The following is a 26527-nucleotide window of genomic DNA, read 5'->3' as shown; positions in this document are numbered from 1 at the left end:
TAGTTAAGGTTCTTAAGAAAGCTTAAAACTTCCATAATAAATAAGGTTATTTTTAAATGCGTAAAAGAAAGAAAAAAAGGCTCAAAAAAGATATTTTCATTTGCGTCAGGCTTTGTATTTTAAGGGCTGAATAATTGTTGATATGTCTGAAGAAAATTCCGAAATCAAAAATAACTCACCGCGCGAAAATGCGTCTGCAAGTAGTCTCGAAGATGACAAATTTGTGGCGGAGGCATTAGCTGGTAGAGAAGATTCCTACAAAAAATTAGTAGATAAATACCAAAAGCCGCTCTACTTCCATATTCGAAAAATGATCAGGGAAGTGGAACTAGTGGAAGATTTGGTTCAGGAAGTTTTCATGAAAGCATTCCACAATCTCTCTTCTTACAGCAACGAATATGCTTTTTCTACCTGGCTATATCGTATTGCAACTAATCACACCATCGATTATTTGAGGAAGAAAAAGCTCCAGACGCTTTCCATCAACGAGCCTTACAAAACCAAGGATGGTGAGATGGAGATACAGTTGCCGGACGAAAGCTTCTCTACCGATAGTCCGGTAATTAAGAAAGAAAGAAAAGCGATTGTTCAGCATGCAATTGAAAATCTTCCGGAGAAATATAAAGCCGTGATTGAGATGCGGCACATGGAAGAGAAATCTTATCAGGAAATTGCAGATGTACTCGATTTGCCTCTTGGAACGGTAAAAGCTCACATCTTCCGTGCAAGGGAATTGTTATATAAAGCCCTGAAAGACAAAAGAGATAAGTTTTAATTTTTTTTTGAGCCCTTCCCGGCTGTTTTTACGCATAGGTTAGTGAACACCTAAACATAATTTCAGTACTATGCGTAATTCAAGAGTAATAAAACTGCTATCTGCACTACTTCTTTTCTCATTTACCATAATATCTTGTGGTGAAGACCCGGTTTCTTCAAATGAAGATCCTCCTGTGTTACCTGAATTTGAGAATGTGGAGCCAGACTTATCCTATTTTACCGATAATCCTCCTCAGAATTCCAATTCCAATTATTCTCAAGCTTATGGATATGGAGTAGCCATTGGCGGGATAACCTCTTTTGCTCAAATCTATACTTCCTCTTTCACTACAGCCACCTCTGAAGACGCCAGTTTTGAAGACGGGCAATGGGTTTGGGAATATACTTATAGCTATCAGGGAGAATCAGCGAGTGTTAGCTTAATTGCTGAAGAAAGTGATGGATTCATCAATTGGGAAATGACCTGGACTATCGATTCTCAGGAATTTTCTTTGGAAAACTATACCATACTTGAGGGAAGGGTAGCTACCGACGGAAGTTCCGGAAACTGGACATTCAACAATCTCAATTCAGAAACAAATACAGAAGAGCCATTTCTGGTTACCGAATGGTCTGTATCAGGCGAAAATAACTTTGAATCTGAAACGGATTACTACCAGGATGGAAGTGTTGTAACTTCGTATACGTTTACTCAGAACAGCAATGAATTTACAGTTACGTATTCTGACGTAGATTCAGAAAGTGATATTACTGTATTTTGGGATAATGAAGCTGGAACTGGTTATTACCAAAGTGGGTCAGATTCAGCGAATCGTTTATGCTGGGATGATACCTATCAGGATGTAACCTGTTCAAGCGTTGGATATTAATATACTTGTATAGTAGCTATCGGGCCGGCTGGTTTTATATCAGCCGGCTTTTTTTATGTTGAAATATTTTTTGATACGATTTCTGCATTCGACTTAAACTTATCAAACTTGGCACGGCGTATCGCACTTCCCTCGAATGTTTCATCATATTCCTGAGGGGTTAAATTCAACCAGAAATCCATATCCCGATCTGTGACATACTCTCTTGGGTGTAAATCTTCGAATTGAGCGGTAATCGACTTACTGTTCCATGGACATACATCCTGGCATATGTCACAGCCATAAACCCAATTCTCGATCTTGGTTTGATATTGCTTGTCAATTTCTTCTTTTAGCTCGATGGTGAGGTAAGAAATACACTTTGTTGCATCTACGCGATAGGGCTCATAAATAGCATCGGTAGGGCAAGCATCGAGGCAACGGGTGCAAGAGCCACAATGGTCGGTTACAGGAGTATCATAGCTTAATTCTGCATCAATGATCATCTCCCCGATAAACACAAATGAACCTATGTCTTTATTTAGCAGGTTTGAGTTTTTTCCGATCCAGCCGAGTCCGGCACGTTGAGCCCATACTTTATCAAGTACCGGGGCAGAGTCAACAAAAATACGACCTTCCAGTCCACCCAAAAGCTCCTTACTGAAGTTGAACAGTTTTTTAAGTTTCTTCTTGAGCACTTTGTGATAATCACGCCCGTGGGCATACTTTGCTATCAGCGGCTCATTCTTAATACCAACCTGCTTTTTATGAGAAGGGTGATAATAGCTGGCTAAAACGGAAACAACAGTTTTTGAGCCCGGAACCAAAAGGGTAGGATCAACCCGTTTTTCAAAGTAGTTACCCATCCAGTCCATAGAACCATTTCGATTCTGATTAAGCCACTCTTCTAAACGGCGGGCTTCATTTGGAAGGTGTTGAGCTTTGGCAAATCCACAGGCATCAAATCCTAATTTAAGAGCATGCGATCGAATCTGTTCTGTGAATTTCTTCTGTTGAAGCATTCCGAATCAGGATTTTTCCGGAACCAGTTTTTCGCCTTTCCAGATTAAATTCTGAGTTTTACCATTTACCATGCGTACTGTTCGTGCACGATACTTCTTGACTACGGCATAGTCGTGGGTAACCATTAAAACAGCCATTCCACGATTGTTGATACTTCTAAGCAGTTCCATAATATCTTTGGTTGCTTTAGGATCAAGGTTACCGGTAGGCTCATCGGCAAGTAAAATACGGGGCTCGTTAGCTAATGCCCGGGCAATTACAACCCGTTGTTGCTCTCCGCCGGAAAGGTCCTTCGGCATATGTTTTCTGCGGTGACTTAGCCCAACCATGGTGAGTACTTCAAGTACACGCTGCTTAATAAACTTGGGTTTTTCTCCGGTTACCTGAAGGGCAAAAGCCACGTTATCGTGCACGTTACGATCCTGAAGCAGCTGAAAGTCCTGAAACACAATTCCAAGGCGTCGGCGGAGCATGGGGACTTCCCGTTCCGATATTTTATTAACCGGGTATTCGGTTACACGAACGGTTCCGGTATCAGGTACAACATCACGGTATAAAAGCTTCAGGAACGAGCTTTTTCCAATACCGGTAGGGCCTATCAGGTAGGCAAATTCACCGTTATGGAGTTTGAAGTTAACATCATCCAGAACCCTGGTATGATCATATCTCAGTGTTACATTTTTAAGTTCAATTACTGCTGTTTCTGACATCGAAGTACCATCGTTACGCGTGTGCTTTTTTCGTCTGCATCCACCAGGTCAAAACCCTCATACTTGGCTACCTGATGATAGGAGGTTTGTTCCAAAATTGATAGCATTTCCTTTAGCGAATAAATTCGCTGCTTATGGATTTCGTGATAGCTTTCCAGAACGGTTTTACCGTCATCTGCCATTCTGTCTATTTCAAACTCATTAAAGTGAAAGTTTTCTCCGGGTTCATACCGGCTCTCCCGAAAGTAACGATAATTGCCAAAGCTGCCTTCTTCGTTGTTAAGATAGTCTACAGCTTCCAGGGAATTTTGAGGGGTGGAAAAATCAAAAATCAGTAAGCCACCAGGGTTTAGTATATTCCAACATCCATCAAGCATTTGTTGAATTTCTGTTTTAGAGTGCAGGTAATTCACACTATCAAAAACGGAAAAGATAATATCAAAGCTTTCTTTACTATTGATATCAGTGAAATCCATGGTGTGGAATTGAATGTCTGCTTCTTGCTCAGCGGCTTTTTGACGTGCTTTTTCAACCATAGCAGCCGATTGATCGGTAGCGGTTAGCTCATATTCATCAAGACGTGAAAGGTTCAAAGAGATGGCACCTGTGCCACAGGCCAGTTCCAGCACATCAATAGGGTCAGGATGGTGGGTTTGAATTACCTCATCAATAAAATCAGCCCACATTTCATAATCTACATCCTTCATAAGGGTATCGTAGAGTTCGGCCAATACAGAATAAATTTCGGCTTTTTCAGTCTTCACTAATTCGTTTGTTTGCAAGTTCAACCGCCAGTTTATAAGCTTCTTTGAAGGAGGATGGATTCGCGACACCTTTACCTGCTATGTCAAACGCAGTGCCATGATCCGGAGAAGTGCGGATGATAGGAAGTCCAGCCGTAAAATTCACACCTTTGCCAAAAGAAAGGAGTTTGAATGGAGCCAATCCCTGATCATGATACATCGCTAAAATTCCATCGTGATGTTTATGCAGCTGTTGCCCAAAAAAACCATCGGCAGGAAAGGGGCCATGAAGGGTAATATCCTTCCGCTCCTCGCCTATCTTGTTCAGAGCAGGGCGGATTATTTCAATTTCTTCCATACCAATAACCCCGCCATCTCCGGCATGCGGATTTAACCCAAAAACCGCAATCTTTGGGTTCTTGATGCCAAAATCATGAATAAGACTGGAGGATAGAAGTTCAACTTTCTTTCGAATCACTTCTTCCGTTATTGCAGGTGCTACATCCTTAACAGGTGTGTGGGTCGTGACCAAGGCCACCCTTAGATCTCCGCTTACCAACATCATCAATACCGAATCAGTAGCAGTTTTAGAGGCCAGAAATTCAGTATGCCCGGGAATATTATATCCGGCAAGATTTACTGCCTCTTTAGAGATTGGGGCCGTTACCATAGCATCTGAATCATTATCCAGGCAAAGCTGAATACACTTCTCTATGGATTGCATTGCTATTCGCCCGCTTTGGGCAGATTGTACCCCGGGAGTAATCTTTAAATCTTCTGCAGAAATTAAGAGCAGATTTATAGCTTTTGGGACAATTTCATTGATGTCATTAGTGCTGTTGATTTTAAGATCCTCAGGAAGATAAGAACGAACAGCCTCAATAATTTTTTCAGGGGAGATGATGATGGGAGTAGACGTACTTAGATCAATGTCTGATAAAGACTTAAGGATGATTTCGGGTCCGATTCCGTTGAAATCACCAATAGAAATAGCTATTCGGGGAATTTTTTTCGTCAACATGATACGCCTAAAATAAGGCGATTAAAGAGCAATACACAGATTTATCGTGTGCCAACCAACATAAAATCGCCAAAGCCTGATGTGGCCTCAAATACAAACGTTCGATTTGGGTATTTCCAAACTTCTATTGTTTTTCCACTTTCAGGGAATCGGCGTTCTTTCTCATTGGGCGGGCCAAATTTTATATACACTTCACCCTGATCACTTTCATGCCCCATTGGATTTTCCTGGCTTCCAAATTCTTTGTAAGCGAAATCGATGCGACGGTAATATTCGGCCATTAACTCGTTGTAAACAGTTTTTGGGGTGGGATCTTTGCTTTCCCAGAATTCCCTGAATTTCTTTTCGCGCTCTCGATTGTTTCCACTATCGATTTGCTTTAGCTCTTTCTCAGATACAATATACTTCAGGTTATTGATGGCTACATCCAGATTATAGAGGCTAGCAGGCATTTCGGGCCAGTACGACCTGAAAAATGATTCAGCTACAGGTTCATTCTGCCCATCTTTTGTAAGTTTCAGAATGTAGGGTGCATTCTCAAATGTGCTGCCTGGTATTGAAACCAGAGCGTAGGTGTACGGCTGATCTCCTTGTATAATGTTCAGTGATGGAGTACCAGATTTGTTAATTCGGACTGTAGAATTCTGAAAAATATCACCTGATGCAAGTTTTGCAGAATGAATATTGTTGATGGAAGTCGTGTCCTTTCTGGAAGTCTTGGCTTTATCTACCTTAACAGAGTATGAAGCTGAATTATCATACTCAGGAATGCGGATTAAGGCATAGAAATCTTTTCCAAAAAGCACATTCCGCTCCATATTCATGAGTTCCAAATTGTCATCCTGTCTATCCTTTATCAGGATAATCTCTCCGGTTTTCTTAGTAGCTAAATCCGGAACATAAACTTCTCTGCGGCGTGTATTTCGTTCATTAATTTCCTGCATCATAGCAAGTTGCAGAATAAAGTTATAGTGTCCGGGACTAAGTGGGGCAGAAAGAGTTCCCGAAGCGTAATTTGTGGGGGACTGTGTTTGCTCAAAATTATTAGTGAAAAGAGTGTCTTTCCAAACATCACGGGAAGCAGAATTGGATGAAGGGTCGTTTCGTCTATTTAATTTGCCTTCAAAAACTTCTGTATTGAGTCTGATGGTAGAATAGAATTCAGCATCGGTGGGAGCATTTAAATTGTTGTTCAATGGAATTTTTTTGAACGGTATAAAGTCGTTATTGAACCTGAAAATGAAGGCTAAAGTTGTTTTACCATCTTCCCCGGGAAGGATGATATCTTCAATAAAAATAGTTGGGGTTTGCGATTGCATAACCAACTGGCGGTAATTAACACGTTGTGCGAGTAAAGATGTTGAAAATCCTAAAAGCAAAAGTATGGTTAAAAGTCGCTTACTCATGGAAGTCAATTTTTTGAATGATTTAAATCAATATCGGGGTTTACACATTAAATATAATCCCTATTTTCAACGCAGCATTCGAACCAACATTATATAAACAAAAAAATCACAGAATATGAGCAGTGAATCTGGAAGCGCTACCAAACATTGGTTACATAATATTATCGAAGAATTTGGAGAAATTGAAGGTCAAATAAAGCTTGGCGGCGGACAAAAGCGTATCGATAAGGAGCATGGTAAAGGAAAGCTGACTGCGCGCGAAAGAATCGAAAAACTGACCGATAAAGATTCCCGCTTCTATGAGTTAGGACTTTGGGCTGGCTATGAAATGTATGAAGAACAAGGCGGCTGTCCATCTGGTGGTGTGATAACCGGAATTGGGGAAGTAAGCGGTCGTAAGTGTATGATTGTGGCGAATGATGCGACTGTAAAAGCCGGCGCATGGTTTCCAATTACGGCAAAAAAGAATCTCAGGGCTCAGGAAATTGCTATCGAAAACCATATTCCGCTTATTTACTTAGTTGATTCTGCAGGAGTTTTTCTGCCCATGCAGGATGAAATATTCCCGGATAAAGATCACTTCGGGCGAATGTTTAGAAATAACGCAATCATCTCAGCAAAAGGAATCCCTCAAATTGCAGCCATCATGGGCAGTTGTGTGGCAGGCGGAGCTTATTTACCCATTATGAGTGATGAAGCCTTGATTGTAGATGGAACTGGGAGTGTGTTTCTTGCCGGAAGCTATCTTGTTAAAGCCGCCATTGGTGAAGACGTAGACAACGAGACTTTAGGAGGAGCTACCACTCACACCGAAATTTCTGGTGTTACTGATTATAAAATGGAAGATGATGAAGAATGCCTTTCCACAATTCGAGACTTGGTAGACAAGTTTGGGCCTTTTGAAACTGCAGGCTTTAATCGTAAAAAAAGCAAGGAGCCCAAGCGTCCTGCCAGCGATGTTTTTGATATCATCCCGGAATCAAGAACCAGTCCATATGATATGAATGAGGTGCTGGATTGCATCGTGGATGAAGACAGCTTCACGGAATTCAAAAAAGGATATGGACAAACGCTTATCACAGGATTTGCACGAATCGATGGCTGGAGTGTGGGAATTGTAGCCAACCAGCGGACGGTTAAAAGAACCAAGAAAGGTGAGATGCAGATTGGAGGGGTAATATATTCAGACAGTGCAGACAAGGCCGCCCGGTTTATAATGAACTGTAATCAGAAGAAGATCCCATTGATCTTTTTGCAGGATGTAACCGGATTTATGATTGGCAAAAGAAGCGAACATGGTGGCATTATCAAAGATGGTGCTAAAATGGTGAATGCTATGAGTAACAGCACAGTTCCGAAGGTTACTATTGTAGTTGGGAACAGTTACGGAGCCGGGAATTATGCTATGTGTGGACGAGCATACGATCCCCGTTTTATGTATGCCTGGCCAACGGCTAAGATTGCCGTAATGAGTGGAGCCTCGGCTTCGAAAACCTTAATGCAAATTCAGGTAGCTGCTATGAAGAAAAAGGGCAAGGAAGTGAGTGAAGAGGAGCAGGAAAAAATCATGAAGAAGATCAGTGATCGTTATGACAAGCAAACAGATGTTCGTTATGCTGCTTCAAGACTATGGGTAGATGGAATTATTAACCCGCTTGAAACGCGCGATCGGATTTCAAAAGCTATTGAATGCGCAAATCTCAATCCTGAAATAAAAGATTTTAAGACAGGTGTGCTCCAAACCTAGAAAGAAGCCCACCAGCCACTGACAATAGCAATACTAAAGCTGAGCAGGGTACCAATCATGATGTATTCCGTTTGTTTTCTCTGCTCCGCTTTCTGAAGGTCACTAAACCTGAATACCGATTTAGCTGCGAGCAAAAACCCGATTCCACTCCAGTTATTGGTGAGTATGAATCCCAGAATCAGAAGTCTTTCCAGGATACCAATATATTCGCCGGCATTTTCAAGTCCGTTATCAGATTGCCCGGATTTGAGTTTTTTCGAGGTTTTTTGAGGTCCCCAGTCTTCGGGTAATAGCTGGGTGATAAGAATGGAAGCTGGTTTTGTGACAAATACAAAAGCGACAATTATTTTCCATTCTATAAACTCCAACGATAATTCAGGAAAGTTGAAGTCATTAACAATAAGCACAGAAAGACAAATGACCAACAGGTGAATTGTTTGGTCCAGAAAAAAGGAAAGACGTTTTTTCTTTGAAAAGGCTTTAATAGGATCGATAAGGATATGGGTACCGCCAATCAGAAAAGCCAGGTACCAAAAAACCGATAATCCAGTCAGCCAGAGTGCAAAGAAGCCCAGGGCGACATGTAGTAAACCATGCAGATAAAGAGGGTAAGCCTTCCATTTCTTTTGCCGGCGCCTTTCTATCCAAGTGGAGGGTTGAAGCATGAAATCGCCAAGCAAATGTGCCAGAACCAGCATCAGAAACAAATCATACATATTCAAAATGTTTTAGTTTTGGTTGAATACCGGTTCAACATAAGTTCCAGTTCATCAAGATGAGCACGTTTTTTCCTTTTTGAAACTGCAGGTTGTGAAATCTGAAGTGCATCAGCAATTTCGGCTTGAGTTAAATCTTTCATCCAAAAATACCAGGCAATCTCGGCATCAGCTTGTGACCACTCTTTTATTAAGGTATCGGCAAATTTCAGGCTCACTTTCATTTCGCTGTCAAAGTCAGAAATGTGGGAAGATAAAGCAAGACGGTCATCTGTGTTTTTTAACTCATCCAAAGCATGACCTGAACGCGTGAAAACATCCCCATAAGACTCATTCACGCTATTTTCGAGATATTCATATTCACCAATTCCAATGGCAACCCGGGTATCCATTTTTATGCCCATACTTTTTGACTTTATAAGTCCTGCTCTTATGATGAATGCAACCTGAAGAGCTTTCGAAATGTCGGTCAGTCCAAGCTGAAAACCATCTCCGCGATGCATTTCAACTCCATTTCCCAGTATTTCGAATTGGTTTTCAACATCGTTAAAAATACTTTTAAGAACAGGAAGCCAGGCTTCCAGGTTTTTTGCGGAAGATGAATACACTATATCACCTGTTAGGACAGCAATCATGATTTGGGGATTAATTAAGAGGCTTGAGTAAATATTACTCAATTAAGTAATAAACATCAAATATAATCTTTAAAGGTTAAACAAATCTAGCGTATTTATTATTCAAAAAGGTCTGTTGCAATCAGTAAGTGCAGATGATATTATCAGGCATATAAAGAATTGAATCCAAGCCTCCTTTTTTGAACTACGAACTGCATAAAGAGTATAATCTGATTTTCCTGGGAGTAGAAGCAAGCTTCACGTTAATTGACTTTTTACTGTTTTTCTCAAGCTTTTTGTTGGGATTTGTGTTTGCCCTTTTCTTTTTGATTTTCGCTGTAGCAGTATTGCAAAAAATTTTTTCCCGATATGAGTTTGAATTTAATACCGATGAATATACAGTCACGAAATACTATAAATTTTTTAGTTATTTCAGGTTCAGGTTACGGACCATTGGTTTTGGAGAAGTCGATGAGTTTCTGCTTTCAAATCACGAAACGGGAAACGCATTATTCAGTCAGGGTATGAAGACTAAAGAATGGTTTACTCTGGATATTATGACCAGCAATGGATATATGAGATTGGTTAAATCAGACAGGGAAGAATTGGATGAACTCTATGAGGTATTTCAGGAGTTAAAAGAAAAATTAGATACCTATTTTAAATTTAAAGTAGAATTTCTGGAGCCGCAATGATGTCTGACATTTTCTACCCATGGCCTACAGAAATAAGTTAATTTCATGATTGCACACACTCAGGCTATAATTTTACGGGTTATTGATTATCAGGAATCGAGTAAGATACTGACAGTTCTTTCGGCAGAGCATGGTAAGATTGCTTTGATTGCCAAAGGAGCTAAAAAGCCCAAAAATAAATTAGCTGGAATTCTGGAGATTGGTGCTGTATTGGATGTTGTTTATTACCATAAACCAAACAGAGGCGTTCAAACACTTACCGAAGCGTCACTTTATTATTCTACAAATACCTTTAGAAAAGATTTTGATAAAGCTGCTATTCTGTACTCTACACTGGAAATGATTTCTCAATTGGTTCATGAGAACGAAGTCAATAACCCCATTTTTGAGTTTGCCAAAAACTTTATCGAGTGGTTGGGTGATTCCGGAGAAACTTATCCTTCGGTTTTCGCGTACGTCCAGCTTAGGCTGGCAGAAATTTCTGGTATTGGATTAGTCAGTGGATTAACCGAGATTCCGGAAACAGCATATTTGAATGTATCGAGTGGAAAAATTTCGGAACAGTCTGAAGATGAATTGTCTTATAAACTAACACCGGCTCAAACACGTTTTTTAATTTTAGGAATGTCCACAAAAAGTAAGAATATTTTTAAAGCAGGATTAGAGAATGGAGAACTAAGACAACTTGTTCACCATTTAGATGTTTATTTTAAATATCATATTGAAGGATACCAGGAACGAAGGTCGGATTCTATTTTTGAACAGATGTTATAGGTGATTTTATGAAACGCAAAGATTTAATTCTCACAGCCATATTGCTGATTATGATCGGAATCACGGCTGGAACGCTTATCGCACTTTACACGATCAACGAAGAACTTGCACCACTAGCTGAAGTTCGAACCACTGAAATCACCCAAAGTAATGAACCTTTTATAACCGATGAAGAGCTCGAAGGTGCCGATGCTCGCTTCCTATTTAAAAAAATAGCTGAAGAGGTCACACCAACAGTTGTATATATAGAAGCAATAGTACCTATAGATGATGCCATGCCTCAGGACGAAACTCATGAATTTGATGAGGAAGAAGATGGAGAAAGTATTTGGGATAGACTGATGCCGCGCAGGGCAAGAACTGTTGGTTCGGGCGTTTTGATTACTACCGATGGATATATCCTCACAAACTATCATGTGATTGAAGGAGCGGTTGAAAAAGGATTGCGGGTAGTACTGAATGATAAACGCGAGTATCCTGCAAAAGTAGTAGGCATTGATTCAAGTACAGATTTAGCGGTCATCAAAATTAACGGGAATAACTTGCCAAAGGTAACTATTGGTGACTCCGAAACGCTGGATGTAGGGGAATGGGTTTTAGCAATTGGAAATCCATTCAGGCTCAGATCTACGGTAACGGCCGGGATTGTAAGTGCTCTCAGCAGGGATGTACAGATTATAGATGACCGTATGCGCATCGAAAGTTTCATTCAGACTGATGCAGCCATAAATAAAGGGAATAGTGGAGGGGCTTTGGTAAATACCAGTGGACAGCTGATTGGTATAAATACAGCAATTGCTTCTCAAACCGGTGCTTATCAGGGGTACGGATTCGCTGTTCCAAGCAATCTGGCTATTAAGGTAGCTAAAGATTTGATCGAATATGGTCAGGTACGCAGAGCATTGCTTGGAGTTTCCATTGCCGGAGTTGATTATGACCGGGCCATTGAAAAGGGTATGGAAACCGTTCGTGGTGTTGAAATTTTAAGTATTTCAGATGAAGGTGCTGCTTCGAAGGCTGGTATTATTCCGGGTGATGTCGTTCTGAGTGTGAATGGTAAAGAAGTATATGAAGCGAATCAGCTTCAGCAACAGGTTGCTATAATGAGGCCAGGAGAGGTTGTAAAACTTAATATCCTCAGAGATGGAAGAGAGATCGAAAAAAACGTAACCCTAAAACTACTTGAACCAGATCCTATTCCTGAAATCTCTGCTAACGAAACCCCGATTGAACCCAGAGAGATTCCGGAAGGAAATAATGAGGGGGTAATGTATCAGGAATTTGATTTAGGTTTCAGGGTGATGGCTGTAGCCAAAGCAGAGGATGCTCAAAAATTTGATCTGATTATTGATCAGGTTTACAAATATTCTGAAGCCTGGAACCGAGGATTACGTGCAGATCAGCAAATTCATAAAATAGAAGAAGAAAAGGTTGAAGATCTCTCAAGTTTAGAAGAACTTATGCGCCAAAATTTAAATGAAAAAGGATCGGTGACGCTGGAGATTATTAATGAAGAGAATGCCCGCGGATTCATCGAGTTAAAAAGAAATTAAATGCTCAAATTTTTTAAAGTAGCTTTTTTTACAACCACACTTACTATTATTCTAAGCTCTTGTTCTACATCCGAGAAGGCAGCGTTAGATAAAAGTTCTTCATCTATGTATCCCGAATGGTATAGCACGGCTGAGTTCGCATCAGATTCAACAGCATTTCATGGTTTTGCTACCGCAATATCATCTGACTCTGTTGTCGCAATAGCTAACGCAGAACTACAGGCACGAGCAAATCTTGAGAATGCTATCGCTTATAAAATGGAGGAAGTCAGAAGTTCTTTGGAAGAGGGCGGAAGCTCAATGGTTACAAATTCTGATTTTATACTAACTATGAGAAATGCTCACCAAGCAGTTCAGGAAGCTGCAGAAAAAACATCCGGAGAAGCTCGTGCTAACGATCAACACTTCAAGGGGTTTGCAAGAGTAACCATATCCAAAGCTGAATTCAGAGAACTGATGAAATCAGGTTTTAGAGGGAAAACTAACTATTGGGAAACCTTCAGCACCTCTTCTTCTTTTATTCAAGAAATGAATTAATACTCATTCTCTATTATTTACAAAATTTAGATTGGCCCGCCTTTTTTAATACCTAATTAATTCAGTTATTTCGGCACCTAAAACCATAATCAGTACAGGTGCTATGAGAAAATACATTCTTTTGTTAGCGTTGCTGTTTTCGGGAATAAATATTCAGGGCCTTTTCGCTCAGACCACACCCGCACACGCGCTAAAAAATATTACGATTCATAATGCCGATGGATCAGTGACCGAATCCGCCACTATAGTTTGGCGAGATGGGGTTATTGAAGCTGTTGGCACCAATGTCAATATACCTTTTGATGCTTTTGAGATAGACGGAGGAGATAGCCTTCATGTTTATCCCGGATTTATTGACGGGTATTCCACTTGGGGAAGTCCGGACCTTCCCCGAAATCTGGAAGCATTGGATAATCCAGGCAATCCACCCTATGACCGGGCAGGAATTCAACCCGAAAGAAGGCCAAGTCTTATTTTAAATAAAGACAAAGCTTTTGCTGCGGGAATGAAAGCCGGTTTCACAACAGCGGCTCTTTATCCAAACGGATACATGCTGCCAGGACGCGTAGAGGTTTTTTACCTTGCACCTGAATCTGATGGTGTAGCTTTGATGAAAGAGAATCTGGCATTGGCGGGCTCTTTCGAAGAGGCACCGGGAGGATGGACGAATGGTGCATATCCATCTACGATGATGGGCGTGATGGCTCAATTCCGTCAGCTTATGTTTGATGCAACGGCACTTCAGCAGCATATAAAATATTACAATCAAAACCCGGAGATGCCTGCTCCAAAAAGGAATGAAGTGCTGGAAGCATTATTTCCACTGGTGAACAAATCAGCACCGCTTTATTTCAAAGTTGACACCAAAGAGCATATTGAAAGATTGCTTAAACTGCAGGATGAATTTGGCTTTAAAGCGGTTATTGTTTCTGGTAAAGAGGCTTATGCCAAGTCAGCAGAATTGAAACGAAGAAACATCCCGGTATTAGCGAGCATCGATTTTACCGAAGCTCCGGATTGGTACACTAAGATGAAGAAAGCCGAAGAGAAATCGGATGATGACAAAGAAGAAGCTTCCGAAGAGAAAGAAGAAGACATCTCAGAAGAGGAGCAACAGTATCGTGATAAGCGATTGGAAGCATGGAAGGCTGAAGTGACCAATATTAAGAAGTTGATAGACGCTGGCGTAGCTGTTGGTTATGCATCTGCGGGCCTTGAGCTTAAAGATTTATCTAAGAATCTGGAGATACTGCTGGATGAAGGTGGATTAACAGAGGCAGATGTTGTTAAGCTGATGACTTCAAATACTGCTTCCATTCTTGGCTTAAACAATGCGATTGGCAGTATAACCAAAGGTAAGAATGCCAGTTTCACCGTTTTTGATAAAGCTATGTCGGAAGACAAAGCTAAAGTGCTTCACAGCATTTCAAACGGTACTATTCACGAATTTAACGGAGAGTAAAATGAAGAAACTAATTACGTTTTTTGTTCTCGTTGCTTTTGGAGTCTCAGTTGAAGCCCAGGAAAAAGGCTCTGTACTGATAAAAAATGCAACGGTTATTACGATTACAGATGGTGATCTCGAGGATACAGATGTTCTTATTCGTGACGGTATTATTCGCGAAATAGGAAAAGATCTTAGTGCACCACGTGGTGTAGAAACTATTGACGCTACAGGAAAATACCTGATGCCAGGCATTATTGATGCTCACTCTCACCTGAATGGAGTGGATATCAACGAGGGTCGAAACCCGGTTACGGCAGAGGTAACAATGGAAGAGTCCGTAGATCCTAATGAGGTTGGAATTTATCACGCATTGGCAGGCGGAGCTACAAGTATCCACCTGATGCACGGTTCCGCTAATGTGATTGGAGGACAGGGCGAAACCCTTAAACTTCGATACGGTGTTTCCCAGGAAGGCATGAAGTTTGAAGATGCCCCCAGAACCATCAAATTTGCGCTGGGTGAAAATCCAACTCGTGTTCATGGACAAGGCAATGGGATTCAGCCTCGTACCCGTATGGGTGTTGAGCAAGTTATTCGAGGCCATTTTGATGAGGCCATCGATTATAAACGCAAGCGTGAAGCGTATTTGAAAGCAAAAGAACAATATGACAGAAGAGGGCGGGGAACACCTCCGGTTCCTGTTGCAGAAAACCTCAGGTATGAAGTGCTGAACGATATTATTGAGGGAGAAATATTAGTTCATTGCCACTCGTATCGCGCTGATGAAATCCTGATGCTGATGCGTGTTTTTAACGATTATGGCGTGAAAAATTACACATTTCAGCATGCCAATGAAGCATTTAAAGTAGCCCCGGAATTAGCCAAAAACGGAGCCCATACTTCAGTATTTTCCGATTGGTGGGCATATAAGTTTGAGGTCTATTACTCAACAGCTTATAACGCATCTATCTTGAATGCCAATGGAGTTATTAACTCTATTAACAGTGATAACGACCAGCTACTTAGAACGCTGAATCACGAAGCGGCTAAGGTGGTTCGATATGGAAATACTTCTGTTAACGATGCGCTAAAAATGATCACGCTTCATCCGGCTATTCAACTTGGAATTGATGACCGGGTTGGCAGTATAGAAGAAGGTAAGCACGGCGATGTGGTTATATGGAGCGGACATCCTTTTAGTATTTACAGTAAAGCAGAAATGACTTTCGTGGATGGTAAAAAATACTTCGATCTAGAAAATGACCCTGATGATATGCGTATTCAAATCAATCCCGGAACGGAATTTGAAGACGGTTCTAATTTTCGCCGTATTGTTGATAACCGAGAAGAAGATGCCTGTATCCAGGACGTCTTTATTCTAATGGGAGATCAATCTACCCATAATCATGCCCACAATTAAACAGGAGACAGACTCATGAAGAAACTCAATATTTTTGTTTTTGCAGCTGCTCTGCTGTTTGGATTGAATGCCTCAGTAGAAGCACAAATTACAGAGAAGCCTGAATTTGGTAAGTTTGCCATTACGGGAGCCACTATTCACACTGTAACTAATGGAACCATTGAAGGTGGAGTTATTTTGATTGACGGACAGAAAATTGTTCAGGTTGGTCAAAATGTGAAAATTACCAATGATTACACTCAGATTGATGCTTCAGGTAAACATGTTTACCCTGGGTTCATAGACGGATGGTCATCATTAGGATTGGTTGAAGTCTCTGCGGTTGCTGTAACGGTAGATAATCGCGAACTAGGCCAGTTTAACCCCCACATGTATGCTTTCACGGCTTTCAATCCGCATAGTGCAGCCGTACCGGTAACCAGAGTAAGTGGTGTTACGACGGTATTCACACATCCCAGCTCGGGAAGCATAGCAGGTAAAGGAGCAGTAATGGATCTGTGGGGATATTCTCCGGATTCGATGGCTGTTAAGAAAAGCGGAGCTTTGATTCTGGAACTACCGTCATCACAAGGTGGTGGCTGGTGGGATAACCGATCGGAAGAAGAGATCAAAAAAGAATACGAGCAGGATATCAAAGAGATCAATGATTTCATTGCCAAAGCTAAATTCTATGATGAAATGACAGCTGCGTACAATGCAAATCCTTCTGGGAAAACAAAGCCTGATTTTGATCCACGTATGGATGCCATGCGGGAAGTACTTTCAGGTGATGTTCCTGTTGTTATACCGGTTAGCCGGGAACAGGAAATACTGGATGCCATCGAATGGACCAAATCTCATGAAGGTATGAACTTTGTATTTGCAGGTGTTGAAGAGGGCTGGCGTGTAGCTGATGAAATTGCAGAGGCTGGAATACCTGTTCTTACAACCACCCTTTATACTCCATCCCGTGATTATGATAACTATCAGCGGCCGTATCAAAATCCGGGGTTAATGGCTCAGGCAGGGGTGAAGGTGGCTATTGTTTCCGACGATACCGAAAACTCCCGAAATGCTCCATTTGAAGCCGGATATGCTGCAGCCTATGGTTTAGGCACAGAAGAAGCGATTAAGGCTTTAACTATTAATCCTGCCGAAATATTTGGTGTGGATGATGTTCTTGGTTCTCTGGAAGCTGGTAAACAAGCTAATTTGTTTATCTCAAACGGAGATCCATTGGAACCTATGACCGATATAGAACATGTTTTTATTAAAGGCTATAAGATTCCGATGACCAGCCGTCATACTCAACTGTATGATGAATTCTTAGATCGGGATGCTGTAAATAAATAATTCTTACTGTACCGATTGCTATTCCAAACCCGCCTGATTCAGGCGGGTTTTTTTATGGAATTATACCTTGCCAAATCAAAAACACTTTTTTATAACCCGTATTTTTTTATTTTCTGCTGTCAAAAAATAAAGGGGAGTTTGCTTAAACTTTTACTTTAAACAGCGACAATCACGATTTGATAAATTATTTTTCGCTGATGAAGCAGATTCTCAACAACGGGCAGTAGGCAATGAGCAGTATGAAATTGAAGTTGAGCGGTTTTTTTGTAGTTATACTTTTTCTGATGCCGGCTATTTTATTTTCTCAGCAGAGAGCGCCCTCCATAAGCCTTGATGAGATAAGAAAGCAGATTGAACAGCTTGAAACTGAGGATGAAAAACTCAGAACCTATATTCAAATGAGCAATCGCTATTACCGGGATAATCCTGATTCTCTGTTGGTAGTTGCTGATGAAATAAAAAAAATAAACGGGCTGGATAAAAAAAAGAAAGAAGCCTTCATCTCTTTTCTTAATGCGAATGCATACCGATTGATGAATGCTGATTCGGCTATTTTTTATGCAATTAAAGCATCAGACAGATTGAAAGAATTGGAGGAACATGATTCATACCTGATGATGGAAAACCTTCAGGCAATGCAATATGCGCGTAAAGATCAGTATTTAGAGGCAGAGTCTTTATATCTGGATGCTATATCTTATCGTAATGAACTTGAAGATCAAATTGATTATCCAATTCAGTTTTTCTATGGAAACCTGGGGAATTTGTATGTAAATATTGGAGCTCATGATCTTGCAATACAAATGTTTGAGAAGTTTTTAGAATACGAAGACAACCCGCCAAACAGGTGCAATATTTTGTCGAAACTGGCAATAAGCTTTATGGAGCTGGAAGATATTGATCGTGGTATTTCGACTTTGCGGCCATGTCTTGAGTATGAAAATTTACCTCCGCCTATTCAGTCCATAGTTAGGTCAAATCTCAGTACAATGTATAAAAGGAACAATGAGGTAGAAGAGGCTATGCAATTGCTTGAAGAAGCGAGCGCCATTAGTTCAAGGTATCAAATACCAAATATTGGTAATGCACAACTATCCAGACTGGGAGAACTTTACCTGGAGCAAAGTATGTTGCAGAAAGCAGATTCAATAGGTAGAATTATCACTTCAGCTCTACCAACACCATATTCGAGACCAAATGAAGATATTGTGCAGCTGGAGTTTCTCTCAAAGCTATTCCTGGCTAAAGGAGAGTATAAACAGAGCCTGGAATATGCCGATCAGGCTTTGCAAACTGCTGAAACTCATAACCTGCTCCAAATGGTGAGGAATATTTATTCGCTAAAGGCAGATGCTTATGAAAAGCTGGGAGATCTTGACAATGCCCTCGTTAATGAACGCCTGCAGAGAAAGCATGAACAGGAAATGCTTGATAGGACAGAAAGAAAAGATAATGCTATGCTTAGTGTTCGGTATCAGCTACAGAATAAAGAAGCACAGTTATTAGATGCTAACATGGAAATTGAGAGTATAAGGCTTCGAAATATGCTGATAGTCATTAGCTTAATTTTAATTGCGGGCTATGGATTCTATAGGTACCGGCTTTACTATTTACTGAAGGAAGAAAAGACGAGAAATCAGATTGCACGGGATTTACACGATGACTTGAGCGGCACGTTAAGTAGTATCAGTTTTTTCAGTGAAGCAGCAAACAGGGTTAAATCTGATAGGGATGAATCGGAACGATTTCTTGGTATTATCTCCAAAAGTGCGATAGAAGCCAAAGAAAAGATTAATGATATTATTTGGGCAATAGATCCATCTAAAGATGACTGGTCAGTATTTTTGAAAAAATGCAAACGCTTTGCGGCCGATGTGTTAGACAGCAACGATATAGAATATACCTTTGATATCGATGACAATTTTAGTTTCCCGGTTGAACTTCAGTTCAGGCAGAATCTTTGGCTTATCTACAAGGAATGTATCACGAACTTAAGCAATCATGCTAAGGCAGGTCATGTTGAGATAGTCCTTAAAGAGAAATCAAAACATGTCTACATGCATATCTCTGATGATGGAATTGGCTTTAATCCCGATAGTGATGGTTCCGGAAATGGTATTGAGAACATTAGATATAGGGTCGGGCAGTTAGCAGGTATAGCGAAATTGGATACAGCCCCAGGAGAGGGTACAAAATGGACTTTTACATTCAGCACATCATAAAAGGTTAAGAACTACCTATTCAGGTGGTTACTTTGGTTCATTTAATGGCTATATATCTTCAAAAATAGATCAGATGATTAATATTGTAATCATAGAAGACAACAAATACATGAGGGAGGGTTGGAAAACCATTCTCGACTTTGAGCAAGACTTGTGCGTAATTGCTGAGTATGAATGTTGTGAAGATGCTCTGGGTGAGTCACAATTAGCTAATGCAGATGTTCTTTTGCTCGATATACAATTACCGGGGATACATGGAACCGAAGGGGTGAAGATTATCCGGGATGAGTATCCGGATCTGTCTGTTCTTATGGTGACCATTCATGATGATGATGAACGCATTTTTAAGGCCCTTAAAAATGGGGCTATTGGTTACCTGTCAAAAAAAATATCACCCGATGAATTAATTGAGGCTGTTCACATTGCTCACAATGGAGGATCTCCGATGAGTCCTAATATCGCCCGGAAAGTGATTAACTCTTTTCAGGCATCCAAAGATATAGACATTGAACTGTCGGATTCTGAGATCACAATTTTAAAATTACTGGCTGAAGGATGTTCTTATAAAGGAATTTCTAAAGAGGTTTTCCTTTCTGTTGATGGTGTGCGTTATCACATTCGCAATATTTATAACAAGCTTGAGGTAAGTAATAAAAGTGAGGCTGTTGCCAAAGCTTTACGTGATAAACTTATCTGATTCAAATTTCAGCTCAATTAATTATTTAATCTGAACTATAGAAATACTGCATAAATATGCAGTGTTTAGAGAATAAAAAATAACGATTATAGTGATGTATCAGAGTTAAAACTGGTTTGGGTTTTTCGGGGTACACATTACCAAATCAAGTTTTCTGATGATTTACTAACCTAAAGAACTGCAAAAGGCCTGTCTGTGAAAAGTCAGGCCTTTTTTTGTTTAGCTATGCCGTGCTTACAAACCAATCTAATTGAACCGGATAATTTAAAACCGCTCTCTCTGTTATCTAGCTTTGATGATAACAGCAATGTGGATAATAAAAAAGGCTGCCCGAAGGCAGCCTTTTAAATGTTACTACTTAGCTTAAGTAAATACTGATTTACTTAATAAGCATCAGTTTTTTGGTTTGTACGAAATCACCAGCTACGATACGGTATATATACATACCACTAGCTAATGTTGCAGCATCGAACTGTACTCTGAATGTTCCAGCGCTTTTGCGTTCGTTAACCAGTGTCATTACTTCCTGCCCCAGCGTATTGTAAACTTTCATAACAACATCACTCGCTTCCGGGATGCCGTACTGAATAGTAGTAGTTGGGTTGAATGGATTCGGATAGTTTTGATCCAGATGGAATTCATCCGGAATAATATTTTCCTGTTCATTCGAAGTCACGGTAGGATCGATTCCAACGGTGAATGAGACTGCATTTGCCTGATTGAGAGCTTTATCGGAAATACCACTTTCATAATAGTTCTCAATTTCGAAATCATCTTCACGACATACGGTTTCGCATGTTTTCAGGGAATCTTCATCGAATACAAAGTCACCGTTGTGAACAACGAACTCGTATCCTGAAACTTCCAATTCCTGGTTAAACACAACTTCAAAGTATAAACCAAGGGAGTCACTGCGGCTTCCTTCTGCCTGAGTGAAATCTCCTTCACTATACTGTTTAAAGTATCGCTTGAATACATCCTGACGGTAATGCCATGTTCCTGAAGCTGTATCATAAGCTCCATATCGCTTGTCTGGTTCAATCAGATATACATCGACGAAGATTTCATCTAATGAAACCCCCGATCCTGCTTGATCACCCGCCATTGCATCTTTTACGATAAAGGAAAGAGTGTTTTTATGACCGGACTGGATCATATCTACAAACTGAATTCCCTGCGAAATAACAGGCTTCTTCTTATCAACAATGAATTCATACGTGACATCCAGGCGGTTGCCATTGTTGTTTGTTATTACAAACCGGACTGTATGAAGACCTTCATTAAGGTTAAGGTTTTTTATGTCATTGTCAGCGATTATTTTCCATCCATTTTGGAGTCCATCGGCTGGGTAAGTATCAGCATCAATGATAGAACCATCAACGATGATCCAGTAATTATCAAAACTGTTTACTTTATCATCAGAAACGGTAATTGATAGTTCGTGTTCCTCGTTTACATGAGGCATACCATCCATTATGGACTTATTCACTACTCGCATTGAACCTGGATTATTCGTCACAGCTCCTTCAAGAACAAGTGAAAATCTTACCGCACTTGTAGGCAATTCTGCCATTGTGAAATGGAACATATTATTATCAGTATCTATTTCTTTGTTGAGAATGCCCTGGAAACTGATGTCTGTATCGCCCGGATCGGTTAAACCGACACACAGAGCTTCGATTTCATCATCAATTGAGCCATTCTCATTTAGATCTGTGATATCTGCTGGGTTGTAAGCAATTGAGAAGTTAACTCTTCGTCCATCGCGCACAGCATTGGATGTAAATGAATTCAGGTAGTAAGCGGTACCAATCTGACCATATTGGGCTTCACTATCGTGAGTAAAGAACAAGCTTGAAGGATCTTCTTCAATCATCAGGTTGGTGTTTTTGTCAAGTGTATTCTCCTGAATATCAATCACAAAGTTACCATCTGGTGAAGTCACAGTACCACCGTTTTGTGCGGCAACCCGGTGAACTTCGATAACCTCACGTGTCATGATGGTTTCACCACTTGGAAGAACAGTGGTTACGTAAGCGAAAAACTTACCTCCACCTGTAATGTCGATATCATCATCAAGGCGAATGGCATCTGACTCATCTTTGAATCCAAGATAGTTACCGTCAATAGCTTCTAACGGACTGGAAAGTCCAAACCATTCTGAATAATCATAATCAGCCCATCTTGGGAAGATGGCCCATTCCAGAGCATTTAGTGTAGAGAATGTATTCTGATCAGCTAAAAGGAACAGACTCACATTGTCGTTTGTATTAATCGGAGCAATTTCCACACGGATATCATTGATCTCACCCTTAGCTCTGTAAAGAGACAGGTTAATGTCATCAGAGGTAATAGGGGTGAAGACGCCCTGCATTTGACTTACCTCAGGACCGGCTTTAGCTCGTACATCTGAGCTCTCGGAATGATTGATCATGATGGTAGTCGAGTTTTGATGCTCAGACTCATACAATTCTTCATGTTCACCAGCTGTTAACCGGAACATGAGATTACCCAGTGGCAACTGGAAGTCCTCGAGATTCATAGAGGCATATTTATAGGCATCATATCCATTGCTGGTGAAATAACTAAAATCACCATCCTCAATGACGGATACCTGCTCATAAGTGGCTCCACTGTCAGTAGAAACTTCCAGAATGGCCGTTTGAGTATGAGGGGTAGCCTGTACATAAATATCACCATGCTCGTCACTTAAACCGGTAATGTGAGCTCTTGGACCAACAGCGGTAAATTCAACTGTTCCCGCTTCATAACGGTTTCCAAAGTCATCGATCAGGTACATGGTAAGTACATAAACAGCACCCGGATCTAAATCATCCACGTCCAGTTCATAGGTTGCACCGGCACCAGACAGTGTGGCGATGGTTTGGTCTTGAGAAGAACGGAAATCATCATAATCGCCAGGTTCTCTTGCAGCACCTCTTCGGATATCAAGAACGGCTCGGTTGAAATCGTTTTCTTCTTCATCCAGTTCAAAGCCGATGGTTACCATACTATTCCAAACGTTGAAATCTTCGAAATCCTGACTGCCCCAGTCATCGGAGTTTACAGGAGAGGAAGGATGTTCGATTGACATACCATTTACAGTGATAGTTCCTGAAGGGGAGATATCGTCGTAGAACACTTCGATAGTAGCTACTGCCATTGGATCATCCATGTTACCAGAGATATTCTGATAGATTCCTGCAGAGTCAAAACCCACAGCCCGGAAAGTAAAGATACCTTCTACATTATCGATATCGAAGAGTGCTTCCAGCGTAGCTTCATCTACATCTGTTGTAAAGATGCCATCGGTTGTTTCTGCAGTTACAGAATCAATTAACACCCATGTAGTGTCTGCGTTTTCTTCCACAGTTGGGTTGGTGGCAACAAACTTACCTTCGAAAAGGGTGCCATAAGCATCGCCATTATTTTCGGCTGATAATGTTATATCCTCACTGCCATGCAGGGTATTATCCGGCTGCTCAAGAATCGCGACTCGCTCGGTGGTACCATTATGAGTGTTATCAATGCGAAGGGCATAAGAGGTATCTGCAACGGTTATCTGATTACCATCAAAGCGATCGTATTCAAAACCATGGGTTACAGTTCTAAGCAGATAATCACCATCAGCTAAATCAGTGGTGACAAACGGATAGGTATAATCACCAGACATATCCAATGAATCTACAGGCAGTGTAACCAGATTAGTGTAAGTGGTATCTGTTTCGTTGTAGGTGCCATATTGAATAGAAACACTGTCAACTAATTCACGGTCGCTTTGCAGGTCAAGATCGAGCTCAAGTGTATCGCGAACAATATTATTGGCGAAACCATCGAGCAATGCTACCCATGGTTGTTGATTATTGAAAATCTGAATACTTCCTACATCCGGAGTACCAATATAATTTTCATTTTCATTACCAAATACATCGGTGAAGTTCACAGTGATATCACCAGATCCCGGAGTTAAGTCTACGGTTACATCCGAGTCATTATCCGGAATGGCAAACTCAACGGTATAAGTATCTGCAGTTTGAGCAGTTATTTCTCCAATGATAGTATCACCATCGTAGTCTAACTCGAATTCAGCTCCGTCAGCGGCAATGTCATCTGCGTAATGAGTAAACTCGAGCGTCAACACACCACCTGCATTAATCGGAGGGTAGTTCCCAACAGGGTTGTCTGCCAGAACATCGATTCCATTTACAGCCGAAAGGATGTAATCAGCAGATACGTTATCAATATTAACAGGGAAGTACATTGGCATGCTGTTATTACCCAGATTATCCGTAGAGATAACACGGAATACAACAGTTCCATCAAATAATTCGTCTGTTAAATCTCCATCATAATCTTCTGAGTCAAAAGCGAATCGAAAAGGATATTCAGTAAGAGTCGCAGTATTGAAGAAGTTAGTGGTAGTGTCAATAAGTACACGTTGTACATCTACATCCAAAGCGTTCAAGTCATCATCAGTAGAGTTGAACTGAACTCTGGTGTTGTCACCTGTAATGTAGTCTGTTCCACCAAAGTTAATTGCATCAAGCAGAGCAATAGTCAGAGATGGTGCAGTTGTATCATAGAATACAGGGTTAGCTCTTGTGTTGAAGGTAGAGCCGTCCGCATCAGAAACTACAGCCCGAACGTAATACATGCCGCCATCAGTTAAGCCGAGGCTGGCTGGAGTATCGAATACACCGTTTAATACGGCATCATCCAGGGTGTAGGTGGTATCGATATTACCAACACCAAAATTTGGATCGGATGAAAGCTGAATAGTAGCTCCGGTGTATTCACCTTCTTTATTCGGGGTGAGTTGAACGGTCAGATCGTCATTAAACGCAGTATGCGGATAAGGTTGCATCAGATAATACTCATCAGTATTGAAGTCGATGATGTCTATGTTGTCGGTATCAGAACCGCTGTTTCCGGCAGCATCAGTGACTTCCAGGGTAATATTGCCATTACTTTGAGTATATGGCTTTAGATTCACATTGAAGATAAACAGGGTATCACCTTGTACGGTAAGGCGTCCGGCATCCTCATGTTCTTCGATAGTTCCGGAAAATAAGTCTCCGAACAATGTCAGGTCTAAATTATAATCGTCTCTTAAACTGTCTGAACTCAGGTACGTATCACGCACATCATAAACTAAGGTATTGATCCCTGTATTTGCATTGGGAATGACATCAGCAGCAGGAGATGCCCCATCAATGGTAAGCAAATCTACGGTTGGGTTTGTATTGTCATTAACCAAAATGGTTTGACTTTGAGCGGAAGTATTTCCGGCACCGTCAGTCACATCCAGATCAATGTCCACATTAATCGCAGATTGAGGCACATACTCAGTAAGATCTACAAGGAATGTAAAATCATAGTCAAGAGAATCATTTCGAGTAGTATCGATAAGTGTTCCATCATTGAAGAAATCAGTGATAGATCCGGTTAAATGAAAGGTGGTATCAATAGTACCATTTTCAAAAACAGCCAGATCAAGAATGAAGTCGTCATTTGAAACATCAATGAAATCATCCTGAATATTAACTCTTAGCGTGTCTCCGCCTATACGTGGCTCACTTGCTCCGGAATAATTATCTAACCCATAAGCAGCAAGAACTGGTGCATCTATGTCTACATATACATCAACATAAACTTCACCGTTTAAAGAAACAGCTACACCTGCTCCGGCTCCGTCATCATCGGTATAGCCCCGGGCCCGGATTGTATAGTAGTTAGATGCATTGGGAGCGAACGTTCCTTCGTAGGTGGTTACGATGTTTGTTCCACTTTGTACAAACGACTCATCAGCATCAATTTCTTGAACGCCTGAATTGCCTGCTGTACCTATTAGCAGAAGTTGTACAAAGTTAGCCGTATCACCTTGTGCAAATACATCTATTTCAATGTAATCTAAACTATCTGTTAAGGTGTTAGGATCAATTTCCAGCTCAAAAGTGATATTGGAAGTTCCAATAACGGTATTTGAACTGGGTGTAATAAATGTATCTGTAAATACTCCATCCTGGGCTAAAGCAGTCCCGCTTCCCAAAATGAATATACCAATAGCATACAGAAATGGTAGAAATCTGGATCTCATGTTATCCCCTTGTGTTGTTTATTTTTTATTTAGAACCCCTAATCGATCGAGATGAGCGTACCCACTTTTTTTCGCTCTCTTTATGCAGATTAGATTTGATGTTTTATATGTACCGAAAAAATACTATTTGCTCACCACCTTAATATGT

20 protein-coding genes are annotated in these 26527 nt (G+C 40.7%); 12 read left to right on the top strand and 8 right to left on the bottom strand.

Translation table 11 applies throughout. The annotated features are described in order from the left end of the window. Positions 1 to 142 precede the first annotated feature (142 nt). Complete coding sequence (locus RIB15_RS13590) at positions 143 to 775, top strand: RNA polymerase sigma factor (RefSeq protein ID WP_350202713.1); 633 nt, start codon at positions 143 to 145, stop codon at positions 773 to 775. A gap of 70 nt (positions 776 to 845) precedes the next feature. After that, positions 846 to 1646 (top strand): hypothetical protein, encoded by an 801-nt coding sequence (locus RIB15_RS13585; RefSeq protein WP_350202712.1) that lies wholly within the window; start codon positions 846 to 848, stop codon positions 1644 to 1646. 53 nt (positions 1647 to 1699) lie between these two features. On the opposite strand, the gene queG is transcribed toward RIB15_RS13585, so the two are convergent. Genes queG through RIB15_RS13560 form a run of 5 tightly spaced genes read right to left on the bottom strand, consistent with a single transcriptional unit; the run spans position 1700 to position 6528 of the window. Next, the gene (gene queG, locus RIB15_RS13580; protein WP_350202711.1) at positions 1700 to 2647 is read right to left on the bottom strand and encodes a tRNA epoxyqueuosine(34) reductase QueG; all 948 of its coding nucleotides are present in this window, start codon (positions 2645 to 2647) and stop codon (positions 1700 to 1702) included. 6 nt (positions 2648 to 2653) lie between these two features. Next, positions 2654 to 3358: a cell division ATP-binding protein FtsE gene (ftsE, locus tag RIB15_RS13575; protein WP_350202710.1), complete on the bottom strand. Its 705-nt coding sequence runs from the start codon at positions 3356 to 3358 to the stop codon at positions 2654 to 2656. Next, positions 3340 to 4122, bottom strand: coding sequence for a class I SAM-dependent DNA methyltransferase (locus RIB15_RS13570; RefSeq protein ID WP_350202709.1), 783 nt, complete (start codon positions 4120 to 4122; stop codon positions 3340 to 3342). Before RIB15_RS13570 ends, ftsE begins: the two co-directional genes overlap by 19 nt. Then, a complete protein-coding gene (gene pdxA / locus RIB15_RS13565; protein WP_350202708.1) occupies positions 4112 to 5122 on the bottom strand; it encodes a 4-hydroxythreonine-4-phosphate dehydrogenase PdxA in 1011 nt (336 codons plus the stop codon). Before pdxA ends, RIB15_RS13570 begins: the two co-directional genes overlap by 11 nt. 41 nt (positions 5123 to 5163) lie before the next feature. Next, positions 5164 to 6528 (bottom strand): GWxTD domain-containing protein, encoded by a 1365-nt coding sequence (locus tag RIB15_RS13560; protein ID WP_350202707.1) that lies wholly within the window; start codon positions 6526 to 6528, stop codon positions 5164 to 5166. 115 nt (positions 6529 to 6643) lie between these two features. Here RIB15_RS13560 and RIB15_RS13555 point away from each other — a divergent pair, with 115 nt between their 5' ends. Beyond that, on the top strand, positions 6644 to 8275 hold the full coding sequence (locus RIB15_RS13555; RefSeq protein WP_350202706.1) for an acyl-CoA carboxylase subunit beta: 1632 nt from the start codon (positions 6644 to 6646) through the stop codon (positions 8273 to 8275). Here the strand turns inward: RIB15_RS13555 and RIB15_RS13550 are convergent. Both RIB15_RS13550 and RIB15_RS13545 read right to left on the bottom strand, forming a co-directional pair. Next, a complete protein-coding gene (locus RIB15_RS13550; RefSeq protein ID WP_350202705.1) occupies positions 8272 to 8991 on the bottom strand; it encodes a DUF3307 domain-containing protein in 720 nt (239 codons plus the stop codon). The genes RIB15_RS13555 and RIB15_RS13550 overlap by 4 nt on opposite strands. Before the next feature lie 2 nt (positions 8992 to 8993). Next, entirely contained in the window at positions 8994 to 9626 is a 633-nt protein-coding gene (locus RIB15_RS13545) for a hypothetical protein (protein ID WP_350202704.1), read from the bottom strand. A 179-nt stretch (positions 9627 to 9805) separates the two neighbouring features. Here RIB15_RS13545 and RIB15_RS13540 point away from each other — a divergent pair, with 179 nt between their 5' ends. The 9 genes from RIB15_RS13540 to RIB15_RS13500 all read left to right on the top strand — a co-directional run bounded on the left by RIB15_RS13540 (position 9806) and on the right by RIB15_RS13500 (position 20282). After that, positions 9806 to 10300: a hypothetical protein gene (locus tag RIB15_RS13540; RefSeq protein ID WP_350202703.1), complete on the top strand. Its 495-nt coding sequence runs from the start codon at positions 9806 to 9808 to the stop codon at positions 10298 to 10300. Between the two features lie 45 nt (positions 10301 to 10345). After that, a complete protein-coding gene (recO, locus tag RIB15_RS13535) occupies positions 10346 to 11074 on the top strand; it encodes a DNA repair protein RecO (protein ID WP_350202702.1) in 729 nt (242 codons plus the stop codon). Between the two features lie 8 nt (positions 11075 to 11082). Continuing rightward, positions 11083 to 12627, top strand: a complete 1545-nt coding sequence (locus RIB15_RS13530) for a S1C family serine protease (protein WP_350202701.1) — start codon at positions 11083 to 11085, stop codon at positions 12625 to 12627. Then, on the top strand, positions 12628 to 13164 hold the full coding sequence (locus RIB15_RS13525; protein WP_350202700.1) for a hypothetical protein: 537 nt from the start codon (positions 12628 to 12630) through the stop codon (positions 13162 to 13164). A 103-nt stretch (positions 13165 to 13267) separates the two neighbouring features. Further along, positions 13268 to 14626: an amidohydrolase family protein gene (locus RIB15_RS13520; protein WP_350202699.1), complete on the top strand. Its 1359-nt coding sequence runs from the start codon at positions 13268 to 13270 to the stop codon at positions 14624 to 14626. A gap of 1 nt (position 14627) precedes the next feature. After that, positions 14628 to 16031, top strand: coding sequence for an amidohydrolase family protein (locus RIB15_RS13515; protein WP_350202698.1), 1404 nt, complete (start codon positions 14628 to 14630; stop codon positions 16029 to 16031). A gap of 15 nt (positions 16032 to 16046) precedes the next feature. Beyond that, entirely contained in the window at positions 16047 to 17363 is a 1317-nt protein-coding gene (locus tag RIB15_RS13510; protein WP_350202697.1) for an amidohydrolase family protein, read from the top strand. 230 nt (positions 17364 to 17593) lie between these two features. Continuing rightward, positions 17594 to 19585 carry a tetratricopeptide repeat-containing sensor histidine kinase gene (locus RIB15_RS13505; protein ID WP_350202696.1) on the top strand — a complete coding sequence of 664 codons (1992 nt, stop codon included), beginning with the start codon at positions 17594 to 17596 and terminating at the stop codon, positions 19583 to 19585. 73 nt (positions 19586 to 19658) lie between these two features. Then, complete coding sequence (locus RIB15_RS13500; RefSeq protein ID WP_350202695.1) at positions 19659 to 20282, top strand: response regulator; 624 nt, start codon at positions 19659 to 19661, stop codon at positions 20280 to 20282. A gap of 379 nt (positions 20283 to 20661) precedes the next feature. Here the strand turns inward: RIB15_RS13500 and RIB15_RS13495 are convergent, their stop codons facing one another. After that, complete coding sequence (locus RIB15_RS13495) at positions 20662 to 26379, bottom strand: T9SS type A sorting domain-containing protein (RefSeq protein WP_350202694.1); 5718 nt, start codon at positions 26377 to 26379, stop codon at positions 20662 to 20664. Positions 26380 to 26527: the final 148 nt, after the last annotated feature.

It is taken from the genome of Gracilimonas sp., assembly GCF_040218225.1.
Taxonomy (GTDB): Bacteria; Bacteroidota; Rhodothermia; order Balneolales; family Balneolaceae; genus Gracilimonas.
This window is presented reverse-complemented; position numbering and strand designations above follow the sequence as displayed.